The organism is Photorhabdus kleinii, assembly GCF_025384885.1.
GTDB lineage: Bacteria > Pseudomonadota > Gammaproteobacteria > Enterobacterales > Enterobacteriaceae > Photorhabdus > Photorhabdus kayaii.
The window spans coordinates 94,158-119,891 of sequence record NZ_JAJAFY010000002.1 but is presented as its reverse complement, the minus strand read 5'-3'; the positions used below and the strand labels follow the sequence as shown (position 1 = coordinate 119,891).

The following is a 25,734-nucleotide window of genomic DNA, read 5'->3' as shown; positions in this document are numbered from 1 at the left end:
AGTAAAAGTTGTTGGAAATCTTTTTTCAATGTAGGCAGAGATATCGAGCTAAAATTCCAAAAGGTTTTTAAGGTATTAATCTGGCGTATTCTTGTTGTCAGATTTCCTGTTTATTTCCATATGGGAATAATCTTACTGTATATTATTTTAATATTGATATCAGTGCTGATAATAATTTTTCAGCAGGTGAATATTTTGCACTTACCCTAAATAAATTTCGGTATTTTCTTATTTTTTCTAGCAGTGTGATGAATGTGAAGTAATTTTGACCGTGGAATATTAGCGGTAATCCACTTATAGCATTATACTGTAAAAAAGAGATAATAAACAAGGTTGGGGCTATTGAGCCAAGTAAATCAATTAAAAGATGAGGCACAATGATGACTAATATTTATGTAAACAAATATGCTCCAAATGGTATCGTGATGAAATTCCCATTGACACCCGATAGAAAAATAGAGAAGTGGAATGCGGAGAATTTGAATTTTCGCATTTTTACGCCGGGATTTATATGGTTGGATGGCCGAAATACCTCAGAGTTTCGCAACTTATTTTGTTATCCAAATATTTCAAATCTCTATCTTGCATTCACGTTTAACGCGCAGTTTTTCACGCCAAAAAATGCTGTGGCTGAAATGTCAAGAGAGAAACCAACTCAAGATTGGTTTTTCAATAATGGGGAATACGTTGAAAACGGTTTTGATAATTTTGGCATATATTCCGATGATACAGGGGCTGGAGAATACAGCGTAAATTTCATTGATCCATGTTGTTATTTTATAAAAAATGGGGAATTGAGTTATAGTGGTAAGAGCGCTGTCTTTCCAAATCTTGCTCTTCTTGTAAAGAGTAAAGTTAGTTCAAATTTTTTAGCAAATTTAATTTCTACAGATTTTAACGTTATTATTAATTAGCTTCATGCTGTGTAGCTTTGTTGCGTAAATGATGCTGAGGGGGCTGGTGGGTGTTTCAGATATGCTGTGGTTACATGAACTGTTCTCTTTGGCGTCAGATTTATCACCTTGATTGAAACCCTCTCTCGGATGGCAGACTTATGTCAACACACCCAAAAGAGGATTAATTTAATATATTAAATTCATATGCCGGTTTTATTTTCTCTGTAGTAAAACCTTCAAATCTGGAATTACCCATAATTAACGCTGACTTATATATTAATTAATGTTTTTTGTTGAGCAATAATATTATCACACTTTTTAATATCACCGCAAAAAACATATTAATTTTCAATAAATCAGAAAGTGAAGGACATTACCTGATGGATAAAAAACGCCAAATAATAAAAAATTCTGGTCTTCTATTATTTTGCCTCTGGAAGTTTGGCGAGTTTAAACCCTAAAAGTAGAGCTAAAAGGATAAGAATGGCAATAAATAAAACAACACCATACCAACCTAATTGGAGCCAAAATATACCGCCCAAAGTGCCAGCCACACTTGAACCAAAGTAATAACAAAACAGATAAAGGGAAGACGCTTGTGCTTTGGCCCAGCGAGCACGGCGTCCGACCCAACTGCTGGCAACAGCATGTGCAGCAAAGAAACCGAAAGTGAGGACTATCATCCCAATAATAATCATCACCACAGATGATAATAAGGTAATAAGCGTACCGATTAGCATCATAGTTATCATCGCGATCAGCACTTTTCCGAGTCCATATTGGTGGGTTAATGTGCCTACTTTGGATGCGCCGTATGTTCCTGCCAGATAGACAATAGACAACATACCGACAATTGACTGATTGAAATGATAGGGCGAATCCAATAAACGATAACTTATATAATTAAATAGGGTAATAAAGCCGCCCATGAGTAAAAAGGCTTCAGAAAACAGTAATGGCAATCCTTTATCACGAAAATGTAATTTCAGATTGATTAATAAAGACTTAGGTTTGAGAGAACTTGGCCTAAAATGGCGCGATTCAGGTAACATACGCCAAAACATCATTGCCGCAATTAATGCTAATAAACCTAATACGATGACAGAAACCCGCCATGAGAAATAATCGGTGATAACACCTGATATTAATCGCCCGCTCATGCCACCAATAGCATTACCACTAACATAAAGTCCCATTGATAAAGCAATAAAGTTAGGGTGGATTTCCTCACTAAGATAAGTCATTGCAACGGCGGCTACGCCACTGAGAGACAAACCAACCAGAGCGCGTACAACCAAAATTCCATGCCAACTGGTGATAAATGCACTGAGTAAAGTGAAAAGTGCGGCGGCAAATAGCGCTGTTACCATCACATTTTTACGGCCAATAGCATCAGACAGAGGACCGGTGATTAATAAGCCCAATGCCAACATTCCGGTTGAAAGGGATAAAGATAAACTACTGGTAGCAGGAGAAACACCAAAATCATCCGACAGCATGGGTAAGATTGGTTGAACGAAATAGAGTAGGGCAAATGCAGCTAACCCCACGGTGAAGAGTGACAACGTCACTCTAATATACAGAGGATCGTCTTTCTGAATGTGACTTTTCTTATTTTGAACATGTTGGACAAGATGATTACCGGGAGTCAAATTTTTACCGATACTACTACTATTATTACTAGGGCTGGCGCTCACATAATTTCCTTACTTAACTCATTAGCTAGCTTATACTTTTATGAAGATCAAGCATATGAATTGCAAAATATTTTGTCTAATATATTAATCATTAACAATAATATGTATTAGATCTCAAAGGTGATTATGGCTATCGAGTTACGGCATTTACGCTACTTTATTGCAGTGGCAGAGGAATTACATTTTGGTCGTGCGGCAGAACGGCTTAATATTTCACAGCCGCCATTAAGCCAACAGATTCAATCACTTGAAAATAGTATAAATGCGCGGTTGTTAGAACGTAATAACCGGAATGTGAGCTTGACGCCGGCAGGTAACATGTTTCTGAAAGAAGCTTATCTGATCCTGGCTCAGGTTGATGCTGCTGCAACAAAAGCAGCAAGAATGCAAAAAGGGGAATTAGGCGAAATATCTATCGGTTTCACCTCTACGATACCTTTTATGAATAAGGTCACTCTGAGTTTACGGCAATTTCGGGAACGTTACCCGGAAGTCGCTATTCATATGCATCAGATGAATACTAAACAGCAGATTGCGCCATTACTGACGGGACGGATCGACGTTGGTATCATGCGTAATACCCAATTACCCGATAACCTTGAATATCGGCTATTATTTCGGGAACCTTTTATGCTTGCTGTTTATGATGGACATCCTTTGTTGGAATATGCTCCACAGGGAATAAATCTCGAAATGTTGTCGGGCTATCCGATGGTGTTTTTTGAGCGCGAAGTGGGGACTGCTTTGTATGATGAAATCATCACATTACTTGCTCAAGCAGGCGTGACGCCGATGATTTCACAGGAAGCAGGCGAAGCGATGACCATTCTTGGGCTGGTTTCTGCTGGATTAGGTGTCAGTGTTGTGACTGAATCTTTTACCCGAATGAAAGTGGATGGTGTCCAGTATATTCCATTAGCTGATAACCACTCTTATTCTGAGGTCTGGTTGGTAAATCACAAAAACCGGCCAATATCGGCCGCCGCAGACAGGCTGATAAACCTACTTATATCTAATATTTTGAATGGAAAAAATAAGTAGAAATAAGCTAAATTTCGTGCTGAATATCACATATTTATTGAAAGAATCATACTTTTTGCCTAAAACCTCGACATAATCAGCCAACAATTATTTTGAAACGTGAAGTAATTAGAGCGTAAAAGGGTAAATAATGGATGGACAACCAGGGCATATTGATCAGATAAAACAGATTAATATTGGTACTGTTTATCGGTTAATTGATCAATATGGTCCAATTTCCCGTATTGAGCTATCCAAAAAAGCTCAACTTGCTCCAGCCAGTATTACTAAAATTGTCCGTGAATTGGTCGATGCACACTTAGTCATGGAAACGGAATTTTTGGATTTAGGATTTAGAGGGCGCCCGGCGACTGGACTGAAGCTTGATTCTGAAAGTTGGCATTTCCTGTGTGTTAGTATTAACTTGGGAAGTTTAATATTGGGACTGCGTGATTTAAGTAGCAAGTTAATTGTTGAAGATGTTTTACCATTACCGGCCAACAAGGAAAAATCCTTTTTAGATAGCATTATTGATGAGATTGATGCATTTTTTGGTCGCTATCAATCTCGTCTTGAGCGTCTGACGGCAATTAGCATGACGGTAAATGCGATTGTTGATCCGACCCAAGGTTTAATCCACAATTTCCCTTATTACCAGGTTCAGGAATTACCAATAGGAGAATATCTGCATCGTCGCACCGGATTACCGGTATTTCTTCAACATGAAATAACTGCCTGGACGATAGCTGAATCACTATATGGCACAGCAAAAAATTGTCAGAATGTTATCCAAATGGTCATTGATGAACATGTTGGTGTTGGCGTGATTATTGCGGGGCAAACATTGCATGCTGGCAACCGTGGTGTCATGGAGGTAGGGCATATTCAGGCTGAACCTGATGGTGAACGCTGTTATTGTGGGAATGTTGGGTGTCTGGAAACGGTTGTAGGTATCAGTCATATTTTATCCAGAGCAAAACGGCAGTTGGCAATGGTACCCGATTCTTTACTAAATGGTGAACCACTGACCGTTGAGTCATTCTGTCAGGCGGTTAATAACGGTGATACTTTGGCAGTAGATATTATTCGTGATATCGGAGTAAAAATTGGGCATATTATCGCAATGATGGTCAATTTATTTAACCCAGAAAAAATTTTGATGGGTTCTCCTCTTAATGCTTCACAACAAGTTTTGTATCCGGTGATTAGTGAATGTATTCAACAACACGCTTTGCCTGCCTATAGTAAACAGATTGAATTGGTTGCAACAAAATTCAATAATTCAGGTACATTATCCACGGTAGTATCAGTTAAAAAAGCTTTATATGATGGTTCATTATTGATCAGTTTAATGAAAGGATAATATACTTGATAGAAGTTCTCTGGTTGTAATATTAACTTTATACCCGTCATCTTTCAAGTTGCCTCTTTGTTGGCTGCATTCACTCACCCCGGTCACATAGTTCGCTATGCTCTCGGGGATTCGCTCCCTTGCCGTCGCGATGCATATTGAAATCCATAGAATATATATATACCCTTCATCTTTCAAGCTGCTGCTTTGTTGGCTGCTTTCACTCACCCCAGTCACATAGTTATCTATGCTCCTGGGGATTCGTTCACTTGCCGCCTCGCTGCAACTCGAAATCTATTAGGTATAAATTTTTTCACTAAATTGGCGTAGCAATTAAACAAAACATTGAGCTAACGCAATCTCCCTTATAGTCGCATCCTCTAGACTTAAGCGCTCATTAACCGGGTTCTATCTGTCATTATGGAAAACAGAATTTATGTTAACGCGCCTATTTGTTACGGGGACAGATACCAACATAGGTAAAACAATTGTTACCCGTGCATTATTACAAGCTTTTAATCGTGATGGAGCAACGGCAGTAGGGTATAAACCTATAGCCACAGAAGGGTATGAAACAGAAGAAGGTATGCGTAATCGAGATGGTGTGATTCTACAAAAATCTTCTCCCGTTCCGCTTAAATATGAAGAAATTAATCCAGTTATCTGGAAAAACAGGTATTATGAAGGTAATCAGGTTGATTTCGAACAGATGAAAAAAGGATTAAATAATCTTAGTAATAAAGCAGATCGCGTTATTATTGAAGGTAACGGTGGCTGGCGTGTATTACTGGATGATGAAACTTTTTATTTTGATTGGGTGATTCGGGAAAAAATCCCTGTCATTTTAGTTGTTGGTATTCAGCCTGGCTGTGTAAATCACTCAATTTTAACCGCGCAGGCAATAATAAATGATGGATTGCAATTAGTAGGATGGGTAGCTAACAGAATTAATCCTGGTTTATCGCACTATACGAAAGTGATGGATAGGTTACGCCGTCATATTAATGCGCCACAGTTAGGTGAAATTCCGTATATTTTACGTCCTGAAGAGAAAGATTTATCCTGCTATCTGGATATTGCTAATACATATAAATATCCTAATTGCGAACTGTAGTCGATTAACAAAAAACCTCACTGGCGAAAAAGTGAGGTTTATCATTACATTAATAAATAGATTTGCTCTCTATTTACCACAAACACTCGTCATTTTTTTAACAAACTTGGGAATACCGTCTATTCCATTATATGCAGATATTTCCATGCATTTTTTGTTAACATTAATGATAAAGAAATCACCTTGAAATAGTGCGCCACTGTCATAGACTCTTGCGCTTCCAAATACATAGGAGGTGTATTCTCTAAGGTAATGTGAATGCCCAACAAAAGCGGCCATAACATTGTACTGTTCAATCAATGATCTAAATCGCTCTTTTTCAGCGGAACTGCTGTTATCGATAAAATGGTCATACCCATCGTGAAAGTTTAAAACTACTGCTTTTCCTCTTGTTTGAGCAGATTTGAGATCGCTTTCCAACCAATCAAGGGATTTTGTAATATAAACGGTTGGGCTGATATAGTGGTCCAAATTGACACTATAGGTAGGATAGTTTTGCAATTGAACATAATGAATATCACCGAAATCCCATGAATAAGATAAACTGCCTTTCCATGCTTTATTGTCATAGTCATAGGAGAAATTATTCAATTTTTTACTATAACCACTTATTCTCTCTGCCATATCAAATACAGCGGATCTGGCGCAGGCATTACGACTGAAATCAAAGCCTTCGGGGTAAGTACAATCATTAACATTATTTGCATAATCATGATTTCCTAATCCCATAAATAGCGGGAATTTGATTTTTGATGTATATATCTCCTCAAGGCTTCTTCTGGTGCTAGCGCGTCCAAATTCGGTAAGATCACCATTAACGATGCCAAAAGCAAGATGATTGCGTTCATAAATATTATTGATACTGTTTGCTACTTTTCTATTTAATTCTTCCCACGGTTTTTTGTCGGCATTAGGATCGCCTTGTTCAGGATCTAAACGCCACGGCTGAGGATCTGACATCACGGCAATTTTATAATTGCTGTCTATGCTTTTTTCAGTGAGATAAATATCAATCTGTATGCCTAAAGAAGATGAGCTTTTAACTGTTTTCTCAAGTTTATAATTAGTTGATGCCTCGGAGAGATGGATATTGTGGTTCTGAACACCCCAATATGAAAGGTTCCAGTGAACATTTAGCTTATCTTCACCATTGGGTAAACGATAAATAATTTTGCCCTCGGTGCCACTAAAAATCTTACCTTTTGAGGTAAATGAATCGTGACTATATGCGGATATTGATGACGACGGTCTTTCAATCCAACTCCCCCAAAGTAAGTCTGTTTTTTCAGCTACTAATGAATGTGATGTATTATTATGCAAATAAATTTTTACATATTGCGCATTGCTGTTGCCATTAAAATTCTGGGCTTCTGTTTGATTTCCTGGGACAGCGCTACATCCTGATATGGCTAATGCTATAAAAAACACCACGACAAAGCGAATTTTCTTAGTGATAAGATCACCCATAACGTTTCCTATTTTAAATTTTCAATATGATGATATTCAGAAAATATTTATATTCCAAAACGTTATAATGTTAGATTTAATTATTTAAATTGTCAGTTTTAAAAAAGCTAATGGTTTATATAGGAAACTATATTAAGGCTATCATTCAGGTCAGTTTGTCAAGGGGCATTATTCGTGTGTTGTTCACATAGAGATATACCCAATGGATTTCAAGATGCATCACGACGGCAAGGGAGCGAATCCCTGGGAGCATAGATAACTATGTGACCGGGGTGAGCGAATGCAGCCAACAAAGAGGTAACTTGAAAGATAACGGGTATAACGTGAAAAGGGGCCGAAGGCGTATAGCCTCGACCTCTATTCATCTCATCATTCATCAACGGTAAAATATTGGCGTAATATTTTCTCTGAACTTTGTGTATCTTCCTTCAGAAAGATAATGCGGGTTTATTTGGAGGTCAGATGAGCTTGAGATTGGCTTCCTTGCCGGGTATACACAATCTTTTTGGCATTATTTTCACAATGCCCAACGATTTTACCACCGGCTTGTTCAATGTGGTCATTAGCAACAATTTCCAATGTAAAGCCAGATTCCGGCACACCATTATTGATAATTTTCTGCGCAATTTGCTCTTTCACGCTTTCGCATGAAGCTTGTGCAGCAAGTGCGAATGGGGATAGGGTAAAGATCAATGCGCTAAATAAAAGCGCTTTCTTCATCTTCATTGTCATCACCTTATATTACGGTCTGATGGGCATACCTGTATTGCTGTCTAAACAACGTTCGGTATTGGGTTCCCAATAAGCATTGATATTGGTACTTTTCATACATGCATCACGAGCATCAATGGCTTTATCGAACTTGTCGAACTCTTTCTCAGCACGTTTATTAACTTTAGTGCGAAGATTCTTTGTTTCATCCCATTGTTCTTTACTTTGGCGGGCGGCTTCTTTATCGAGCACAGAATCTCCGCTGCCATTCACTGTGACGCAGGTACTTCCGGCAGTACAAGTTGCCGCCAATGCCGGCGTTTGCCATAACAATGGTATTGCCAGAGCGATAGCTGGCATTGCTTTTAATATCAAAGAATTACAAATATTCATCTTTTATCCTCTTGAATCCTCTTGAGAGTAGAGTAAGTGGGGCCAATTTAGATAGCACAATAAGAAACTATCAGATAGATAAATTATAAGATAGCATTAAGATGTTCAACAAATTATCAAGAAGAGTGTCATTATTCATTTCTGTGTACACTAAGCCCGGCAAATGACTGGCAAACTGGCATCATTTCTAATGTATTAATGTTGACATGAGCAGGTAAATTAGCGACCCAAAAAACAGCTTCAGTGACATCTTCGGCGGTTAATGCCTGCGTGCCATCGTAGGTTTTATTCACTTTATCATTGTCGCCTTTAAAACGTACTAAAGAAAATTCAGTTCCACTAACTAAACCGGGTTCTATATCAGTGACTCGGATATTTTTTCCCTGCAAATCTGCTCGTAAGCCCAAACTAAACTGTTTGACGAAGGCTTTAGTTGCGCCATAAACATTTCCACCGGAATATGGCCAACTTGCAGCGGTAGAACCGATATTAATAATATGCCCATGATTTCTTTCTACCATTTCAGGCAGTAGAGCACGGGTCATATTGACGAGCCCTTTGACATTGGTATCAATCATTATTTCCCAATCATCCAGATTAGCCAGATGAGCGGGTTCTAATCCAAGCGCTAAACCGGCATTATTGACTAAAATATCGATATGGCGGAGTGATTCTGGTAATTGTTCTACAACCTGATTGATAGCGGCCCGATCAGTGACATCAAGTTGAACAAAGTAAAAGTTATCACCCAGTTCAGCTTTTAATTTTTCTAACCGCTCTTTACGGCGTCCAGTCGCAATAACTTTAGAACCGTTTTGTATGAATTTTCTGGCAATTGATTCACCAAAACCTGAAGTTGCTCCTGTCACAAAAACGATCATACAAAACCCCTTGTTTACTCGTACTGTTTCTGTCATCAGTAAATGGGGTTCTGTATTTTTAGTCAAGAGATGATTGAAAAACTTTCAGTGATTTTCTTTTTATTCTTCAAGAATGATTTCTGGCAGAGGAAGTTGATCATTAATAATTGCATCTGCAATGCGGATTATATCTTCGTCCAATGCACGATCAGTGATCAAAGGAGGACTGATTTCGCGTACTGCATGGTAAAATTTAGCGGTTTCAGGCGCAATTTCACTAATATTGCCGCGAAGATGAATGGCCTGACAAACTACCAGAATTGTCATTGAAACAATATTACGTAATTTCTGCTCCATCTCTAAAACATCTTGAGCAGCATGCAGTCCTAAACTGACAATATCTTGATTGTATTGTTCTGTGGCGAGGGTATGAATACCTGATGCAGAACAATCATGGCGAATTGCAGCAACTAAAGCGGTTTGAGAAAGTTGGACGCCTTTAAAACCTTGATACATGCCGGGTGTCGGACTAAGTGAATTGGGTAATCCACGAGAGAAACGGTTATCCATCATAAGAGCCACAATGGCGTGAAGATGATTGGCAATTAAAGCAATATCCAGTTTTAATGCATCCATTGTTCGGGCGACATATTGCCCCATAAAATTCCCACCGTGTAGAACATCGCCATTTTCTGGATCTATCAATGGATTATCATTAGCTGAGATAACTTCCCGTTCCAATATTTCCCGAGCGGTAGCTAAAGATTCTGGCACTATACCTAATATTTGTGGTGCACAACGAATTGAATAAACTTCCTGTAAGGTATCATTTAGTTGGGTAACTTCTTGATGACGACAAGCTTTATTGGCTTGTTCTTTAATCCCGGATAATAAATTAACTTGAGTTGAACCTGCCAATAAATCACGCAATGCACTTGCCACCGCTTTTTGACCAGGATGATTTTTTACTTGTTGAATTCGGGCATCATAATGTTCATGAGATGCAAGTAATGCTTCAACAGCAAGGGCAATCGCAGAGATTGAGGCTTTAAATAGTTTTTCCAGTTTAATGACGGTAATTGCACTGATACCGGACATTACCCGTGTGCCGTTAATTAGAGCAAGACCTTCTTTTGCTTTTAACGATAATGGTGTCAATCCTGCGCGTTTAATTGCTTCAGCAGCGTCAATTTCTGCGCCCATATAATAAACTTTGCCGATACCACATAATGCGCGTGCAATATAAGATAAAGGGATTAAATCACCGCTTGCACCCACTGAGCCATAGCGAGGAACCAGAGGAACAATGTCATGATTAATATGATCAACAATTGTTTGAGCGACAATTGGTCTGGTTGCAGACCAACCTTTGCAAACAGAAAGTAACATAGTAAATTGTGACGCTTTAATACAAGGTTTGGACATATAGTCGCCAGTGCCAGCAGAAAGAAAAGTTAACAGATTTTTCTGATGCTCTGAGATCTTCTCAAATGGCACAACTAAATTGGCATTCCCTCCAAATCCTGTATTGATTCCATATATAACCTCTCCTGAATTTAATTTTTCCTCTAATTTTTCACGACCATGCGTCAAAAGCTCAGTGATCTCCGTTGATATTCCTACTTTTTTTTGTTTTATCGCAATGTCATAGATATCTTCCAAAGAGATAAGGCCATTTTTATTAATAATAATGGTTGGCTGAACATCTTTAGCTTTCATTTTAATCTCCATATATAAGGATGGTAATAATATTTTGAAGAAACGAACACCCTAAGGATACAAATCAGTATAGATATAAAATATAAAAAATAGTCAGCTTGAAATAAAATTAAAATAAATGGTTCGTAAAAATTAATTTACAAGTTTAATTGAGAAGGCAATTGTAATAATGACAATTAATATATTTGCAATTTGCAATAATTTGTTTTTACCGTTTGATAATAAATGGTTGGTAATATAAATTACGTTGACATAAATTTGAGTTGACCATTAACAATCAAACAAATAACAATTATTTGTTTTCCTAAGAATACAAACTAGAATGTAATTATGTTACCACGCAAGTAAAGCAATTGGAGTGTTCATCGAAAAATAAATTGATATCTAGTCGAGGTGATTTATGTCAAAAATAATCCAGACAGATTTTCTTAGTGAACAGTCTTATCAGATAGATAATTTCAATCCATCAACTGAAACGATAAATTTTAGTTACACATCTGGAAGAGCCGCATTACCAGTCTATAATAAGTATGATACCCGAAATAAACCTAAAGTTTTTGGTTATTATACAGATTGGTCGCAATATGACGGTAGATTACAAGGAAATCAAGATCCCATTCGTCGAGGTAGAGGAATAGATTTACAGCACCTTTTAGATAATCCTTTTGCTTATGATAAATTAGTTATTGGTTTCTGTGGAATATTAGGTGATGAGGGCGAAAAAAAGCAGCAAATTAAAGAGCAAGCGCCATTATTTGCCCGCACCAATAATGGAGAAGTGACATTCACAGATGCTTGGGGAGATTGCCAATCTTATCAGAATTGTACTTATTCTGGTTGGCAAGATATCCAAATGCCAAGGGATTTTGATCAATCTAAAAGTATGGGCGTATTAGGTGGATTGGCTAAAGTTCAACAAGCAGCAAAAGCTCAAGGCCACGATCTTATTATGTCATTTAGTGTTGGTGGTTGGACCATGAGTAATGGCTTTTATAATATGGTCAGAGACGAAACACTAAAATCCTATTTCTGTTCGAGTTTAGTTGATATATTCCAACGTTTCCCTATGTTTACCGAAATTGATATTGATTGGGAGTATCCGGGCGTTGCTGGAAATGAAGGTAACATGTATGCGCCAGACGATGGCGATTATTATGTTAGTTTAATTAAAGATTTAACTGCTGCTTTTAAAGAAGCAGGGCGTTCAGATATAAAAATAAGTATCGCTTGTTCGGCGGTACCAGAGAAAATGGAAAAATCAAAAATACCTGAATTACTGCAAATTGGACTATATGGTATTAACGTTATGACCTATGATTTCTTTGGTACTCCGTGGGCTGAAAAGTTGTTACATCACACGAATCTCCGTAATTATCTTGGTGGTGAGAATAGTGTAGAAAAGGCGGTTGAATATTTATTGAGTCTTGGTGTACCTGCATCTGCCATCAATATTGGTTACACCGGCTATTCACGCAATTCCAGAAATACGGTTATTGATAGTTATTCTCCATTATCCGGCAGTTATGATCCTGGTTATGTCCCGAAAAAAGAACCGAAGATTACAACAACCGGTTCGTTTGAATCAGGAACCACAGAATGGTACGACACGATATATAATTATCTGGATTTGGAAGAAAAGAGGGGAAGAAATAATTTTGACTTATATACCGATGAAATAGCAGAAGCGGATTATCTCTATAATAAGGATAGTCAGTTGTTTATTTCTCTTGATACCCCTCGTTCGGTTAAATCTAAAGCGCAATATGTACTAGAAAAGAATCTGGGAGGAATATTTACATGGACTGCAGATCAAGATCGTGGTTTATTGGTCAATGCAGCTAGGGAAGGGCTTGGTTGTGAGTTAATCACGGAAAAAATAGATATGACACCATTTTACTTCAAGGGTGTTAATGTTGAGCCGGTTAATCCAGATACAGGGAGTGATTACCCTGTCTGGGATGCAAATAGGGCATATAAGGCCGGCGATAGAGTGAGTTGGAACAATCAAAATTGGGAAGCTAAATGGTGGAATAGAGGCACCGAGCCAGACGGTGCAGGAACATCTGATGCTTATCCTTGGGTAAAAATTGCATAATTAATTAAGCCAAGCCACCAGTATGATATATACTGGTGGCGGATCTTTTTTATCTTCACCTCATTCTTATCGTTGTAACCAGTATATCTAGAGTAATGGTATGGAATTAGCTCAGGTATGACAATTTACTCGGAATATTAATGTCGGTATTGATAACTTTGAGATGTATTTTTTCTTATACTCAAATTTTGGGGTAGCAAAGCTGTGAGAGCTGGGGTAAGACGCGCACGACCAATGATTATACTAATACAACATCGAATCTTTCGATAGAAGGAAGGTACTGCTTACGTACTTTTTCGATCTTCAACTATTTAAGATATTTATTAATATGAAATTATTTCCATTCTAATTGAATTTAATATGTTTTTCTCCCAATTATGAAATATTTTATTACTCTTTGTCATGAATTTTATGAGGGTGACTTCTATACTATTATTTGTAATCTATTATTCGTGATCATGGGCTATTACTACTGATTTGTCATTTTGTTCGGAGAAATAAATATGAGTAATCAGGACGTCAAAGCGATGTATAACCGATATCCATATCCTAGTTCCGCCATTGGAGACAATCTTATTTATGATATGGCCACGGTGATAGGGCTTATATTTAAGCCGGATTATTTAACGGGAAAATATGTGCTCGATTTAGGGTGTGGAACGGGACATCGTTTGCTAGGGCTGGCAAGTATGTATCCCGATACCCAATTTGTGGGTATTGATATGACGGATAAAGCGTTAGAGGTGGCAGATAAGCTGATATCTTATCATCAGTTGGATAACGTCACGCTAGAAAATAATACGATTGAGCAGCTAACACGAGATAATCAATTTGATGTTGTTGTTTCTACCGGTGTTATCCATCATATGGAATGTCCACAAGAGGGTTTTTTAGCAGCTTCACGTTCATTAAATGAAGAGGGTATAGCGCTCATTTGGCTATACAACGCTATAGGAGAATATGAACGATTGAGGCAGCGAGAACTTTTGCAGATTTTTGTAAAACAAAATCATGCAGAAGAATATTTTTTAAATACTGATTTAATGAATAAGCTGTGCGAAAACTTAAGCCAAAACCAATATGGCGATAGTACAGCTAATCATTTAGATGATAGTGTTGATCAGGTTGCTGTTAATGTGGATGCATTTTTGAATCCTATCGTCAACGCATACAGATATAATGAAATATGCGATTTTTATTATAAAGCTGGTTTTAAGCGTGTGAGATGTTGTGGGTTCAATCGTGAAAACGGCAATAAGCTTTTTGCTGGATGTTGCGATCAATTCAATGATGAATATTTTCTTCAATATCGAGATTTGCTTTTAGATGAACAGTTAAGTCAACTGTTTGATGCCCTTGATTATAACCATAAAGTGCGTGTTATCGAGCTCTTATGGAAGCCAACCGGCATATCTTCAATTGGGTTTAAATCTGAAAATGCCCAGTCTTTTGTCAATGATTGGTTAAGAGGGGGAGGGGAGGAATAACGGTTATTCTCGGACGGTAGATTAAACTTTCGTAAAATGAGTACCAAGCCAGAAACATCCACTTTCTAGTTTCTGGCTATATTTTGCATTGACAAATTAGAGTTAATCGTAATATTCCGGTGCCTTACGGAATGTTGGCCAGGCATCTGGATCGTGCCCCGTTACCACGATTGCATTTGTACGTTTGGCTAGATGCCGCAGTTTTTGCACCGAACGAACGGTTTCAGTGGTAGAGGTGAGAAACCCTGGCAATGCCCGTTCTTCCCAGTGGTCGAGGGTATAAGCGGCATCAATCGTTAACAGCAGGCTACCACTGTTCGGCAGGGTCACCAGTAGTGATTGGTGTCCTGGTGAATGTCCCGGAGTAAATACCGTTTTTAATGTGCCATCTCCGTAAACATCAAACATGTCATTGCGTTCCCCATCGAGAAACTCCCATTTCAAACCAGGACGATCAAAATCCTTGCGGATATAACCGCCAGCGGAAAACCAATCTGGTGTGTAGGCGTATTCATACTCACGTCGCTGTACGATATGTGTCGCGTTAGGGAAACGTCCTATTGCGCCAGTATGATCGAGATGAAGATGGGATTGCACCACATAGCGGATATCTGCGGGATCAATACCCAACTTTTTCACTTGAGCGACACAACCTTCATCTTCACGCATCACCGGCCAGTAAGCTTTGGTGATAGTTCCCCAGTAGCCTTTGGGGTCAGTTGCGGCTTCAACTGCATTGCCGCCGTCAATTAGCGTATGACCGTTAGGATGAGTGAGTAAGAAAAATGGAATTGGAATTTCATAATCGGCGCCGTTGCCTTGATTCATCTTGATGTAGTGAACCTTACATTTGATGGTTCCGGTTTGCAGCATATACAGGCGAATGTCTGACATAATGTTAACCTTTTTATTGGGTTTGTAGGGTAGTTCAGGTTCGGAAGGCTACTGATGTATGGCGGCTACCAGCATCACCTTAACAGTGATAAATCGGCATAACCTCTAACACCAAATTTTGATTTAGCTGATTTCACCGCATCTAAAACTGCAACAGCCATGACCTCCGCCGCAAGCATACCAACAATATTCACCGATGAATCTACACCACCCGTTGTCGCCGCAAAAATAGTATCCCCGTCACTCATGGTATGAACGGGATATATCGTTCTCGCAAGACCATCATGAGCCATCTGGGAAACTTTTTTCATCTGACTTTTATTCATATTGGCGTTACAACAGATTATGCCAATGGTCGTATTTATCCCCTGAGTGAAATTATTATCTTTATAATTTTTTAAAACGTAGGAAGGGAGATCGATAAGATGACCATTTTTATCACATGCACCTGCAATGGTTTTACCATTTTTAGGGTCTCTGATTTCCCCAACAGCATTTACAACAACCATTGCGCCAATTGTCAGCCCGCCAGGTAATTTAACCGATGCTGTTCCAAGTCCACCTTTCATAGCTTTGTCAAAACCAGCCATCTTACCTATAGTTGCCCCAGCGCCGGCACCAATATTTCCCGATGGAAAAGGGTTTACAGAAGCGTTTTGTGCCGCAAGGTAGCCCATTTCAGCGTCAGGACGAACAGCAGGATCACCAAAATTTAGATCAAAAATTATTGCGGCAGGAACGATAGGTACGATAGCGACACCGGTATCAAAACCTTTTTTTCTTTCTTCAAGATAGCGCATTACGCCAGAGGCGGAATCTAATCCAAAAGCACTCCCTCCACTTAGCACCACTGCATTGACTTTCTGAACAGTGTTAATGGGATCTAAAAGCTCAGTTTCCCTTGTCCCCGGTGCAGAACCTCTGACATCAACGCCACAAACAGCTCCGTCGTCGAAGATAATGATGCTACAACCGGTTTGCTCCAATTTATCTTCAGCATGCCCAACCTTAACACCCGGTACATCCAAAATGGTTCCATTTGTCTTATACATAAATATGTCCACACCTTGATTTTTAAAGTAATACATTACAAGTTTTAATGTTTATCGAGATGAATCATAGCAAAGGGTGACTAAACAAACTTTTCCGTGTCTCCTGCTGCCAGCGTTTCAAGACGGGTAGGTGATAGTGGAATGCGAGGGGATGGTATTGCCCAATGTTTGATATCGTGGAGAATGGCAGAACAGATTTTTCCCTGACAAGCTCCCATGCCACACCGTGTTGCCATTTTTGCGCTATTCCAATCTTGAAATAGTTCAAGTTCGTTTAAACTTACGTCTTCACAACGACAGATCAAGGTATCTGGGGGAAGTGCCTGTGTGATCTCTCTATTTAATTTAAACGTTTGTGCTATTGCGGTGGCAAAACACCGCCATTTTCTTCGTTTCTGTTGCCATTTTTCAGCTAGTGCGTATTTACCACTCGCTGCAAACCCGGCAATAAATCCTTCACAAAGTGCAAGCTCACTGCCGCCAATACCTGTGCATTCTCCTGCTGCATATACACCAGGTATAGTAGTCTGTTGCCACGCATCTACTTGGATATTTCCTTGTTCGTCCAGCAAGCAACCAAGCAATTGTGCCAATTCCGTATTGGGTCTTAAACCAAAACCACAAGCTAAACGCGTACAGGATAATTTCTGCTTCTGCCCTTTATTACTGATATACACTCCAGTTAACCTGCCTTCTACCGAGGTTTCCACGCCTAACACCATACTGTTTTTGTAATAATTTTTAAGTGGCATGAGCATGATGGCTTGATGCAACTTGTCTGGCCAGCGGAGCAGTCGCAAGCCAAACGAAAATAAGCGGTACAAAGGCGCCTGTTCAATGATACCGACCACGTTCCCTCCTGCTTTTTTTACCGTTTCGGCAACCGCGAGCAAAAGGGGACCGCTACCTGCAATAACAACACGCTCACCAATCATGGGGAGACCACTTTTTATCAACGCCTGTAATCCGCCTGCGCCCGTGACACCCGGTAATGTCCATCCAGGAAAGGGAAGTAATTTTTCTTTAGCTCCAGTACAAAGAATGATGCGTTGGTAGTGAACTATTCGGTGCCGACTTGCCGTTTCAACAATCACACATTGGCTGTCTACTGCAATGACTTTACAACCCGGTAAGTAGATTAATGCATCTTCTGATAGTACCGATAAATAACGTTTCGTCATCGGTGGCAGTGTATGAAATGGCCCTTGACGCCAAATTTGTCCGCCTGCTTTGGGATTGTCATCAATCAGGATAACGGATTGTTGCCCTTGTATCGCAGCCTGTGCGGTAGCCAATCCTGCCGGTCCTGCGCCAACAACCAGCACATTACAGCGTAATACTGTAGAAGAAGATGATGTTGCCATGTTCAGATCCTCTCGACTTTCATACCCATTTCACAAACTGTCTGGCACGCTACACAGCGGCGACCATTGATCATCAAACGGCATTCCTGACAGATCCCCATACCACAAAAAGGCACTCTCAATTGATGTGATACAGATATACGGCAATGCTCATCACCGGTATAAGCTAGCGCCGCCGCTACAGTAATCCCCGTAGGAACTATGATCAGTTCGCCATCAATAAACAGAGCAATAAATGGTGGTTTGTTGAGTGTCATAGCAACCTCTGACAGGCCATAGCAGTAAAACGTGCAGGTTGGTAAGGCAATGGATCAATCTCTGTTTTTCTGTTCAGCATCAATGCAGAGATGATTTTGGCACTGCCCGGTGCGGTCGTCACACCTAATCCTTCATGGCCCACAGCCAGCCATAGCCATTCGTAATCAGGATGTTGCCCCAATAGCGGCAAGCCATCTGGAGTCGCAGCACGAAAGCCAGACCAACAACGTAAAATATTCATCTGACCAAGTTGAGGTAAAAAATAAAGTGCGCGCTGGAGCATAGAGCGGAGTAGGGAGAGATCAATAGTGTGTTGTTCGTTATGGAACTGGCGTGAAGAGCCAATTACAAGCTGACCGGTAGGGCGGGCCTGAACATTGAAAGCGATTGACGTACCATCCAAGGTATGTGTACTGGCGCTATACCCTAATTCCACCAGTTGATGTGTGATACAGGTAGGGTAACGATCGGTAATCGCCAGTTGCCCTTTTTTAGGGACAATCGGTAATTCAGGTAACAGATGTGTGCTCCATAGCCCATTTGCTAGCAATATTCTCGGCGCGCAATATTTCTTTCCATCACGCAGCACAACAGTCTGAGGCTCTAAGGCGTGCACTTGTCCTGTAATAAACTGAATCTTTTGATTACAGCTAGCAAAAAACCAGTGTACGACATTTGGTGCATAGACAATCCCATCCGCAGGAACAGACAAACCGCCGGCAATCCCACTCCTCACCATCGGTTCCATTTGGTGAATCTGTGTTGCTGTCATCGGAATATTTTCGATTTCATAGGAGGTAAGACGTGCGCTTTTTTCCTCAGCCAGTTCCATTTCGTCCTCTGCATCTGCCAGCCAAAGTGTGCCGCATCTACGCCATGCACAATTTTTTGGCATATGGGGGGTGAATGTTCGCCATATATCTAATGAGTAACTACTCAGTGCCAATTCAGCAGGATTATCGTCCATACACACGAGATGCCCCATCCCTGCCTGTGTTGCCCCTTTACCACCATCATCAATTACAGCAACTCTCAAACCATCTTGTACCAACTGATAAGCACATGCTGCTCCAATGATGCCAGCACCAACGATAATGACATCCGATATTTGGGAGGGGGTCATACATTGATTCCCCAGACAAAAGGATCGTTCTTGGCAATGATTAACTTGTTATCACCGTAAACATGCGCTGTTCCCCGGATCACTGGGGCAACTTTTTGACCAACCCACTGATATTGGGCTTCAAAAACACTTCCAATAATGCTGGATTGGCGCCAAATTTCACCCGGCTGCAATTTTCCATCCGCCGCCAGGCAGGCTAATTTAGCACTTGTTCCAGTGCCACACGGTGAACGGTCATAGGCTTTCCCCGGACATAACACAAAATTACGACTATCTGTATCGTTATCTGTATCGTTATCAGGAGCGAACAATTCAATATGGTCGATACACTCACCGTTTTCACCGGTTATCCCCGCTTGTTCCAGCGCTTGCCTAACTGCCCAACTGTATTGCGTAAGTTCATCGATATGGTTAGGGGTTAGAAACAGGTTATGTTGACCGATCAGAAAAAACCAATTTCCTCCCCAAGCAATATCTCCATTAACATCACCCACACCAGGCACGTTCACGGTGACATTTTGCTGATAACGATAAGAGGGAACATTATAAACAGACACTGTTTCATCCTTATGGAGCACTGCCTCTACAATCCCAACAGGGGTCTCAATTTTATACTTGCTAGGGTTCAACCAACCCAGATGATAGAGCGAAGCAATAAGGCCCATAGTGCCGTGGCCGCACATGCCTAAATATCCCGCGTTATTAAAGAAGATCACCCCCATATCGGCGTCAGGTACAGTAGACGGACATAAAAGTGCACCGACCAACATATCATTCCCTTTTGGTTCAAGAATGAGAGCCTTACGCCAGTGATCAAATTTGGCTTCAAAGCGTTGACGCTGTTTGGCAACGGTTCCTTTGCCAAGAGATGGAAATCCCTCGATTACTGTACGGGTGGGTTCTCCACCTGTATGTGAATCAATGACGCGAACCATCTGATAATCATGCTTATCTGCCATAAAGCCACCCAATTAACGTATTTTTAATAAATGGTGGCGTAGTATTTCGTTTGTCGCTTGATGAATTTCATACCGCAATATGCTGAAATCAGCACAATGAAAGAATCAAGGTAAATAACTAAACACGAGTCAAAAATCCCATTTTAATGGTAATAGATTGGAGATATCGATGATGAATATATACCAGAACAATGAAAAAAACAGCATTGGCACAAATGGTTATGATGTTTGCAATGTTGAGTTTTTATCGGCGCTTTGTAGTGGATTAGTTAATCACAAACCCAGTAACCTGCAAGATATTCTCAATGCGGTTGCTTTAATTACACCATTGTTAAATGCGATTCCCAGCGTGGTTTTCTTTATCAAAGATATCAAAGCACGTTATCTAATTGCAAACTTTACGCTGGCCACACGCTGCGGATTTAAGTCGATCTCTTCGCTACTCGGTAAAACCTCTTCCGAAATCTTTCCTGCTCAGATGGGCAGTTGTTACACCGAACAGGATTTACGTGTGCTGCATCAAGGGGTAATTATCCAAAACCAACTGGAGCTCCATTTTTATCATGGACGCAAGGCAGGTTGGTGCATGACATATAAATTGCCATTGTATAATCAACATAATCAAGTTATTGGTATGGCAGGAATTTCTCATGATTTAATGGAAGTTAAGGAAAATCACCCTGTGTACCAAAAGTTAGCTATCGTTGATGATTATATTCGTGAAAATTTTGATCGGACAATTCGTCTCGAAGAGCTAACTCATTTAACACGTCTCTCGGTTGCTCAATTGGAACGTTACTGTAAACGCATCTTTCACCTGACACCTCGGCAGATGATCCACAAAATCAGAATTGAAAAAGCTTCGGAATTGCTGGCTACGAAATTACCTATTACAGATGTTGCCTTGCAATGTGGTTATACGGATCACAGCGCATTTACCCGGCAATTTAAGGCGTTAACTGGAATCACGCCCAGTGATTTTCGTCAGTCAATGGGCAGGAGTCATTTGCCACTTTCCTGATATATCCGTCCTTTTGTGATCCAATTTGTCGTTTTACCGCCACGACATTGGGTTAATTCATTTATTAAATAAATTCGATTTTATAATCATCTTTAGATATTAATGGTCATTTCTAATCATGAGAATAAATTTAATTAATTGATTTTTAAATCATATTTTTTAATGAATTTTAGATGTTAAATATAAATGGATTTAGTATATCTTTGGTTAAAAATATTAGATTTTTACTCTTGGGATTATATAAAAATAATAAGACTTCTGAGTTATAAGAGTGTTTTATTATTATTTTATTGAAATACACTGAATTGTGATAAGTCATCTATAAATCTATAATATTATTTAATTTAAGGAGTATATATGAGTCAGAAAAATGATTTTAAAGCTTTTTCTATTAGTTATAATGCTAATGTAGTGAGTCAGAGATTATATGAAGAAAGTAAGGATTTACTGACTGGGTTTCCACCAAATGATGTTTCCACTCATATGTTAAATAAGGCATTGCGTCAATCGTCAACCATATCAGCTGTCGTGGCTAATTTTATTGCGACACAATCTGGTGATGATGTTTTGGATGATGGGGATATAGCTAAACTCACCGCACAATTAAATAGAGCTTTAGAACAAAAAAACACAATAAAAGTTCCCGATGCCTCATTAACACAAAAAGGTGTTGTTCAGCTTACAAATGTAATTGGTAATAGCGACACATTGGCGGTTACACAAAAGCTTGTTCAGGAAATAATAAATTCATTGCGTGAAGATATTAATAGTAGTAAAACCAATGATATACCCGTGGGTACTCCTATTCCCTGGCCTACTGCTATACCGCCAGTTGGGTGGTTGCAATGTAACGGTGAGTCCTTTGATAAGTCGAAATTTCCGGAATTAGCAAAGGCTTATCCTAGTGGTTATTTACCCGATTTAAGAGGTGAGTTCATTCGTGGTTGGGATAATGGCCGTGGTGTTGATCCGGGTCGGGTTTGCAGTACGTGGCAAGGTGACGCGATTAGGAACATTACAGGTTCGTTCCCTGGGGCTATCGCAGATAATTATCATCTTGCAACAAAAGAAGCTTTCTACGGTAAAATTAATCTTGGAATAGCAACAGATGGTACTACCAAGTCAAAGAATATTCGTAACCCGGATAATCCATACGGCTTCGGATTCGATGCGTCAAGGGTTGTTCCTGTAGCCTCAGAGAACCGTCCCCGCAACGTCGCATTTAACTACATAGTGAGAGCAGCATAATAAGAACAAAAATATTCTTTAGAACCTGCAGTGGCAGTATTAGGTAAAAATGGGCAAGACTCTTCACAGACTCCTATTATTGGGTAGCCGAAGGTGCTGAGGTAATAAGTAAGCCGGTTAGTCCGGCTTCAATGCTTTCCGGTAGTCATGGCGGTCGTAATGCTTGGATAAGTTTGTACATATGTGTATACATGATGTTTTCAGGAATTATCTGGTTCAGTAAAAGCTCCTCAGCTTTAAGTTTGCCATTCCTATTATGCTAATTTCGTCATTGTTCACTGTGAAAAATGACAAGCTTCTCTGTAGTGAAATAGCCATCATTCCACTAAAACCAATGAGTCACACTTTGTTAACAAAATAAAAACAATTTGCCTTTTAAATATCAAGTAAATTAATGACGATTAAAGGATAGGGCTATGAGCAAGAGAAAGGTTAGCTGGCAGGGTGTTTTCCCGGCAGTGACGACACAATTTAACCCCGATTTTTCCATTAATTTGGACGCCACACAGAAGGTAATGACGAACTTGATTAAAGATGGGGTTTCCGGTTTAGTCGTCAATGGCTCTGTGGGAGAAAACACATCTCTGTCTATGAAGGAGAAGCGTGCTATCGTTGACCTCGCAGTAGATGTTGCTGGTGGAAAAGTTCCCGTTCTTTCGGGTATCGCAGAATTGACAACTGATAATGCGTGTAAAATGGTCTCTGAATGCCGTCAGGCAGGCGCTAATGGGGTAATGGTCATGCCACCTCTGATTTATACCCCAACACCGAAAGAAAATAGGGCGTATTTCCGTACAATTGCAACCTCTACCGATTTACCCGTCATGCTATATAACAACCCTCTGCTGTATAAAAATGATATTACGCCGAAAATTCTGACGTCTCTGGCCGATTGCGAAAATATCGTTGCATTTAAAGATTCATCAGGCAATACCCGTCCTTTTAGTGATATTCCCAACGAAGCAGGTGATCGCTTCATTCTTTTTGCCGGTTTGGATGACGTCGTTTTAGAGTCAGTCGCAGTGGGCGCAGAAGGTTGGATTTCAGGTATGTCGAATGCCTTTCCACGGGAAGGAGAGACTTTATTCCGTCTGGCTAAACAGAAACGTTATGAAGAAGCTCGGGAATTGTATCGCTGGTTTATGCCTCTGTTGCATTTGGATTTCCGCCCTGATTTGGTGCAATGCATCAAACTGTGTGAAGAAATGGTTGGCCGTGGTAGTGCCATTACCCGCCCACCGCGTTTACCACTCGAAGGGGAAACATTGGCAGAAGTCCGCGCCATTGTAGAAAAAGCTCTCGCTAATCGTCCTTCATTGCCTGATGTAGGTCTCTGAATTGGGCTGTAACTTGTTTCTGATACCTTGGGAGGAATCGTTATGTTGGTACATACAGGTATGCAGTTTATTGGGGGTCGCAGGCAAGCAGAGGGAGAACGCTGTTTGCACAGCCGGCGAGCGGTGGATAACTCACCAATAGGTTATGCGTTTTATCAGGCTACACGACATGAGGTCGATCTCGCCGCCCAAGCAGCCGCCAATGCATTTACCCGTTATAGCCAAACATCGTTGGAAGAACGTGCTGTTTTTTTAGATAAAATTGCCGATGAAATTGATGCTCTCAGTGATGACTTCATTACCCTTGTATCAGAAGAAACGGCTCTGCCCCCAGCTCGACTGCAAGGTGAACGGTCGAGAACGAGCGGGCAAATGAGGCTGTTTGCCACGCTGTTACGCCGTGGTGATATTCATGCTGCCCGTATTGATACTGCGCAACCTGAGAGAAAACCGCTTCCCAGAGTTGATATTCGCCAGTGCCATATTCCTCTAGGTCCTATTGCGGTTTTTGGCGCCAGTAATTTCCCTTTGGCTTTTTCAACTGCTGGTGGTGACACGGCGTCAGCATTAGCTGCGGGCTGTACCGTTGTTTTTAAAGCACATAGTGGCCATATGGCTACCGCTGAAGTCATAGCAGAAGCGATAGAACGAGCTATTATCGCCACACAAATGCCCGCAGGTGTATTCAATATGATTTATGGCAATAGCGTGGGGGCAGATCTCGTCAAACACCCCATTATTCAAGCCGTTGGTTTTACCGGCTCGCTCGCTGGTGGGCGTGCACTGTTCGATATGGTGATGCAGCGACCACAACCTATTCCGGTTTTTGCTGAAATGTCGAGTATCAACCCGGTCATTGTGCTGCCAAACGCCTTAGCACAGCGAGGAAAACAGATCGCCCAAGAATTGGCAAATTCATTCACATTAGGTAGCGGGCAGTTTTGTACCAAGCCAGGAATAATCTTGGGTATTCGTTCACCAGAATTTGATCAATTTATTACTCACTTGACGCAGGAGATCACGTTTCGACCGGCACAGTCCATGCTGAACCAAGGCACATTACTCAACTACCAAAAAGGTATTCATCAATTGGATGATGAACCTTTAATGACCCAGTTAGCCATTGGCGAACATCATGAAAATCAGGCAAGTGCGATGTTGTATCACGCAGATATTGCTTTGTTGTTGAATAAAAATGCCCTGTTACAAGAGGAGGTTTTTGGTCCTGTTGCTATTGTGGTCGAAGTCGAAAGCCAATATCAGCTTTTACACGCAATTGACTGTTTGCAGGGGCAGCTTACCGCTACCTTGATTGGTGAGCACGATGAATTAGCGAATGCACACGAGCTCAGTCAACGATTACAAAACATTGCGGGCAGGGTGGTTGTCAATGGTTACCCAACAGGCGTTGAAGTCTGTGATGCCGTGGTTCATGGCGGGCCTTACCCGGCGACTTCAGATGCAAGAGGGACTTCAGTTGGCACACTGGCAATCTGGCGTTTTCTGCGCCCGGTCTGTTTCCAAAACTATCCCAAATCCTTACTTCCACTCGCACTTCAAGACCATAATCCGTTAAATATTTCTCGATTAATCAATGGGGTGATGAGTAGGAAAGTATTGTAAAACGCGCAGTTACTCCACGTTGACGTATATCAAATAAGAAACAGA

General features: G+C 40.4%; 23 protein-coding genes. 10 read left to right on the top strand and 13 right to left on the bottom strand.

Annotation, left to right across the window (positions count from 1 at the left end):
* Positions 1–377 precede the first annotated feature (377 nt).
* Complete coding sequence (locus LG003_RS02335) at positions 378–914, top strand: hypothetical protein (protein WP_112875972.1); 537 nt, start codon at positions 378–380, stop codon at positions 912–914.
* Positions 915–1,318: 404 nt separating this feature from the next.
* On the opposite strand, the gene LG003_RS02330 is transcribed toward LG003_RS02335, so the two are convergent.
* Positions 1,319–2,548, bottom strand: coding sequence for an MFS transporter (locus LG003_RS02330; protein WP_240000677.1), 1,230 nt, complete (start codon positions 2,546–2,548; stop codon positions 1,319–1,321).
* A gap of 171 nt (positions 2,549–2,719) precedes the next feature.
* On the opposite strand from LG003_RS02330, the gene LG003_RS02325 reads away from it, so the two are divergent.
* From LG003_RS02325 to bioD, 3 genes are all read left to right on the top strand, one after another.
* Positions 2,720–3,634, top strand: coding sequence for a LysR family transcriptional regulator (locus tag LG003_RS02325; RefSeq protein ID WP_112875970.1), 915 nt, complete (start codon positions 2,720–2,722; stop codon positions 3,632–3,634).
* 130 nt (positions 3,635–3,764) lie between these two features.
* Positions 3,765–4,976 (top strand): sugar metabolism global transcriptional regulator Mlc, encoded by a 1,212-nt coding sequence (gene mlc, locus LG003_RS02320; RefSeq protein WP_262980086.1) that lies wholly within the window; start codon positions 3,765–3,767, stop codon positions 4,974–4,976.
* Positions 4,977–5,400: 424 nt separating this feature from the next.
* The gene (gene bioD, locus LG003_RS02315; protein WP_112875968.1) at positions 5,401–6,078 is read left to right on the top strand and encodes a dethiobiotin synthase; all 678 of its coding nucleotides are present in this window, start codon (positions 5,401–5,403) and stop codon (positions 6,076–6,078) included.
* 69 nt (positions 6,079–6,147) lie between these two features.
* Here bioD and LG003_RS02310 read toward each other — a convergent pair whose 3' ends face one another.
* The 6 genes from LG003_RS02310 to stlA form a co-directional block, all read right to left on the bottom strand.
* Complete coding sequence (locus tag LG003_RS02310; RefSeq protein ID WP_262980085.1) at positions 6,148–7,545, bottom strand: metallophosphoesterase; 1,398 nt, start codon at positions 7,543–7,545, stop codon at positions 6,148–6,150.
* Between the two features lie 209 nt (positions 7,546–7,754).
* Positions 7,755–7,910, bottom strand: coding sequence for a hypothetical protein (locus LG003_RS02305; protein ID WP_262980084.1), 156 nt, complete (start codon positions 7,908–7,910; stop codon positions 7,755–7,757).
* A gap of 82 nt (positions 7,911–7,992) precedes the next feature.
* A complete protein-coding gene (locus LG003_RS02300; protein WP_162119937.1) occupies positions 7,993–8,265 on the bottom strand; it encodes a DUF1161 domain-containing protein in 273 nt (90 codons plus the stop codon).
* A gap of 21 nt (positions 8,266–8,286) precedes the next feature.
* Complete coding sequence (locus tag LG003_RS02295; RefSeq protein WP_112875965.1) at positions 8,287–8,649, bottom strand: DUF1283 family protein; 363 nt, start codon at positions 8,647–8,649, stop codon at positions 8,287–8,289.
* Positions 8,650–8,780: 131 nt separating this feature from the next.
* Positions 8,781–9,530 (bottom strand): bifunctional NADP-dependent 3-hydroxy acid dehydrogenase/3-hydroxypropionate dehydrogenase YdfG, encoded by a 750-nt coding sequence (ydfG, locus tag LG003_RS02290; protein WP_112875964.1) that lies wholly within the window; start codon positions 9,528–9,530, stop codon positions 8,781–8,783.
* Between the two features lie 99 nt (positions 9,531–9,629).
* A complete protein-coding gene (gene stlA, locus LG003_RS02285) occupies positions 9,630–11,228 on the bottom strand; it encodes a phenylalanine ammonia-lyase StlA (RefSeq protein ID WP_112875963.1) in 1,599 nt (532 codons plus the stop codon).
* Between the two features lie 400 nt (positions 11,229–11,628).
* Between stlA and LG003_RS02280 the strand changes: the two genes are divergently transcribed.
* Complete coding sequence (locus tag LG003_RS02280) at positions 11,629–13,323, top strand: glycosyl hydrolase family 18 protein (RefSeq protein ID WP_262980083.1); 1,695 nt, start codon at positions 11,629–11,631, stop codon at positions 13,321–13,323.
* Between the two features lie 503 nt (positions 13,324–13,826).
* A complete protein-coding gene (locus tag LG003_RS02275) occupies positions 13,827–14,810 on the top strand; it encodes a class I SAM-dependent methyltransferase (RefSeq protein ID WP_262980082.1) in 984 nt (327 codons plus the stop codon).
* 102 nt (positions 14,811–14,912) lie between these two features.
* Here the strand turns inward: LG003_RS02275 and attM are convergent, their stop codons facing one another.
* From attM to LG003_RS02245, 6 genes are all read right to left on the bottom strand, one after another.
* On the bottom strand, positions 14,913–15,704 hold the full coding sequence (gene attM / locus LG003_RS02270; protein ID WP_262980081.1) for an AttM family quorum-quenching N-acyl homoserine lactonase: 792 nt from the start codon (positions 15,702–15,704) through the stop codon (positions 14,913–14,915).
* A gap of 74 nt (positions 15,705–15,778) precedes the next feature.
* A complete protein-coding gene (locus LG003_RS02265) occupies positions 15,779–16,756 on the bottom strand; it encodes a P1 family peptidase (RefSeq protein WP_112875960.1) in 978 nt (325 codons plus the stop codon).
* Between the two features lie 80 nt (positions 16,757–16,836).
* Entirely contained in the window at positions 16,837–18,120 is a 1,284-nt protein-coding gene (locus LG003_RS02260; RefSeq protein ID WP_262980080.1) for an FAD-dependent oxidoreductase, read from the bottom strand.
* Positions 18,121–18,122: 2 nt separating this feature from the next.
* Entirely contained in the window at positions 18,123–18,377 is a 255-nt protein-coding gene (locus LG003_RS02255) for a (2Fe-2S)-binding protein (protein ID WP_262980079.1), read from the bottom strand.
* Positions 18,374–19,501, bottom strand: a complete 1,128-nt coding sequence (locus tag LG003_RS02250) for an NAD(P)/FAD-dependent oxidoreductase (RefSeq protein WP_262980078.1) — start codon at positions 19,499–19,501, stop codon at positions 18,374–18,376. Before LG003_RS02250 ends, LG003_RS02255 begins: the two co-directional genes overlap by 4 nt.
* Positions 19,498–20,460 carry a 4-hydroxyproline epimerase gene (locus LG003_RS02245; RefSeq protein WP_262980077.1) on the bottom strand — a complete coding sequence of 321 codons (963 nt, stop codon included), beginning with the start codon at positions 20,458–20,460 and terminating at the stop codon, positions 19,498–19,500. Before LG003_RS02245 ends, LG003_RS02250 begins: the two co-directional genes overlap by 4 nt.
* Before the next feature lie 169 nt (positions 20,461–20,629).
* On the opposite strand from LG003_RS02245, the gene LG003_RS02240 reads away from it, so the two are divergent.
* The 4 genes from LG003_RS02240 to LG003_RS02225 all read left to right on the top strand — a co-directional run bounded on the left by LG003_RS02240 (position 20,630) and on the right by LG003_RS02225 (position 25,689).
* Entirely contained in the window at positions 20,630–21,481 is an 852-nt protein-coding gene (locus LG003_RS02240) for an AraC family transcriptional regulator (protein WP_262980076.1), read from the top strand.
* Positions 21,482–21,838: 357 nt separating this feature from the next.
* Positions 21,839–22,729, top strand: coding sequence for a tail fiber protein (locus LG003_RS02235; RefSeq protein WP_262980075.1), 891 nt, complete (start codon positions 21,839–21,841; stop codon positions 22,727–22,729).
* A gap of 416 nt (positions 22,730–23,145) precedes the next feature.
* Positions 23,146–24,066, top strand: coding sequence for a dihydrodipicolinate synthase family protein (locus LG003_RS02230; protein ID WP_112875954.1), 921 nt, complete (start codon positions 23,146–23,148; stop codon positions 24,064–24,066).
* A 42-nt stretch (positions 24,067–24,108) separates the two neighbouring features.
* The gene (locus LG003_RS02225) at positions 24,109–25,689 is read left to right on the top strand and encodes an aldehyde dehydrogenase (NADP(+)) (protein WP_112875953.1); all 1,581 of its coding nucleotides are present in this window, start codon (positions 24,109–24,111) and stop codon (positions 25,687–25,689) included.
* Positions 25,690–25,734: the final 45 nt, after the last annotated feature.

Bases quoted from the DNA above. Each gene is read 5' to 3' on its own strand.
- stlA (WP_112875963.1), bottom strand. From the start codon at position 11,228: ATGAAAGCTAAAGATGTTCAGCCAACCATTATTATTAATAAAAATGGC.
- LG003_RS02240 (WP_262980076.1), top strand. From the start codon at position 20,630: ATGATGAATATATACCAGAACAATGAAAAAAACAGCATTGGCACAAAT.
- LG003_RS02250 (WP_262980078.1), bottom strand. From the start codon at position 19,501: ATGACCCCCTCCCAAATATCGGATGTCATTATCGTTGGTGCTGGCATC.
- LG003_RS02300 (WP_162119937.1), bottom strand. From the start codon at position 8,265: ATGAAGAAAGCGCTTTTATTTAGCGCATTGATCTTTACCCTATCCCCA.
- LG003_RS02295 (WP_112875965.1), bottom strand. From the start codon at position 8,649: ATGAATATTTGTAATTCTTTGATATTAAAAGCAATGCCAGCTATCGCT.
- LG003_RS02305 (WP_262980084.1), bottom strand. From the start codon at position 7,910: ATGAATAGAGGTCGAGGCTATACGCCTTCGGCCCCTTTTCACGTTATA.
- LG003_RS02265 (WP_112875960.1), bottom strand. From the start codon at position 16,756: ATGTATAAGACAAATGGAACCATTTTGGATGTACCGGGTGTTAAGGTT.
- LG003_RS02230 (WP_112875954.1), top strand. From the start codon at position 23,146: ATGAGCAAGAGAAAGGTTAGCTGGCAGGGTGTTTTCCCGGCAGTGACG.
- LG003_RS02280 (WP_262980083.1), top strand. From the start codon at position 11,629: ATGTCAAAAATAATCCAGACAGATTTTCTTAGTGAACAGTCTTATCAG.
- LG003_RS02225 (WP_112875953.1), top strand. From the start codon at position 24,109: ATGTTGGTACATACAGGTATGCAGTTTATTGGGGGTCGCAGGCAAGCA.
- LG003_RS02310 (WP_262980085.1), bottom strand. From the start codon at position 7,545: ATGGGTGATCTTATCACTAAGAAAATTCGCTTTGTCGTGGTGTTTTTT.
- attM (WP_262980081.1), bottom strand. From the start codon at position 15,704: ATGTCAGACATTCGCCTGTATATGCTGCAAACCGGAACCATCAAATGT.
- ydfG (WP_112875964.1), bottom strand. From the start codon at position 9,530: ATGATCGTTTTTGTGACAGGAGCAACTTCAGGTTTTGGTGAATCAATT.
- mlc (WP_262980086.1), top strand. From the start codon at position 3,765: ATGGATGGACAACCAGGGCATATTGATCAGATAAAACAGATTAATATT.
- bioD (WP_112875968.1), top strand. From the start codon at position 5,401: ATGTTAACGCGCCTATTTGTTACGGGGACAGATACCAACATAGGTAAA.
- LG003_RS02260 (WP_262980080.1), bottom strand. From the start codon at position 18,120: ATGGCAACATCATCTTCTTCTACAGTATTACGCTGTAATGTGCTGGTT.
- LG003_RS02275 (WP_262980082.1), top strand. From the start codon at position 13,827: ATGAGTAATCAGGACGTCAAAGCGATGTATAACCGATATCCATATCCT.
- LG003_RS02235 (WP_262980075.1), top strand. From the start codon at position 21,839: ATGAGTCAGAAAAATGATTTTAAAGCTTTTTCTATTAGTTATAATGCT.
- LG003_RS02255 (WP_262980079.1), bottom strand. From the start codon at position 18,377: ATGACACTCAACAAACCACCATTTATTGCTCTGTTTATTGATGGCGAA.
- LG003_RS02335 (WP_112875972.1), top strand. From the start codon at position 378: ATGATGACTAATATTTATGTAAACAAATATGCTCCAAATGGTATCGTG.
- LG003_RS02245 (WP_262980077.1), bottom strand. From the start codon at position 20,460: ATGGCAGATAAGCATGATTATCAGATGGTTCGCGTCATTGATTCACAT.
- LG003_RS02325 (WP_112875970.1), top strand. From the start codon at position 2,720: ATGGCTATCGAGTTACGGCATTTACGCTACTTTATTGCAGTGGCAGAG.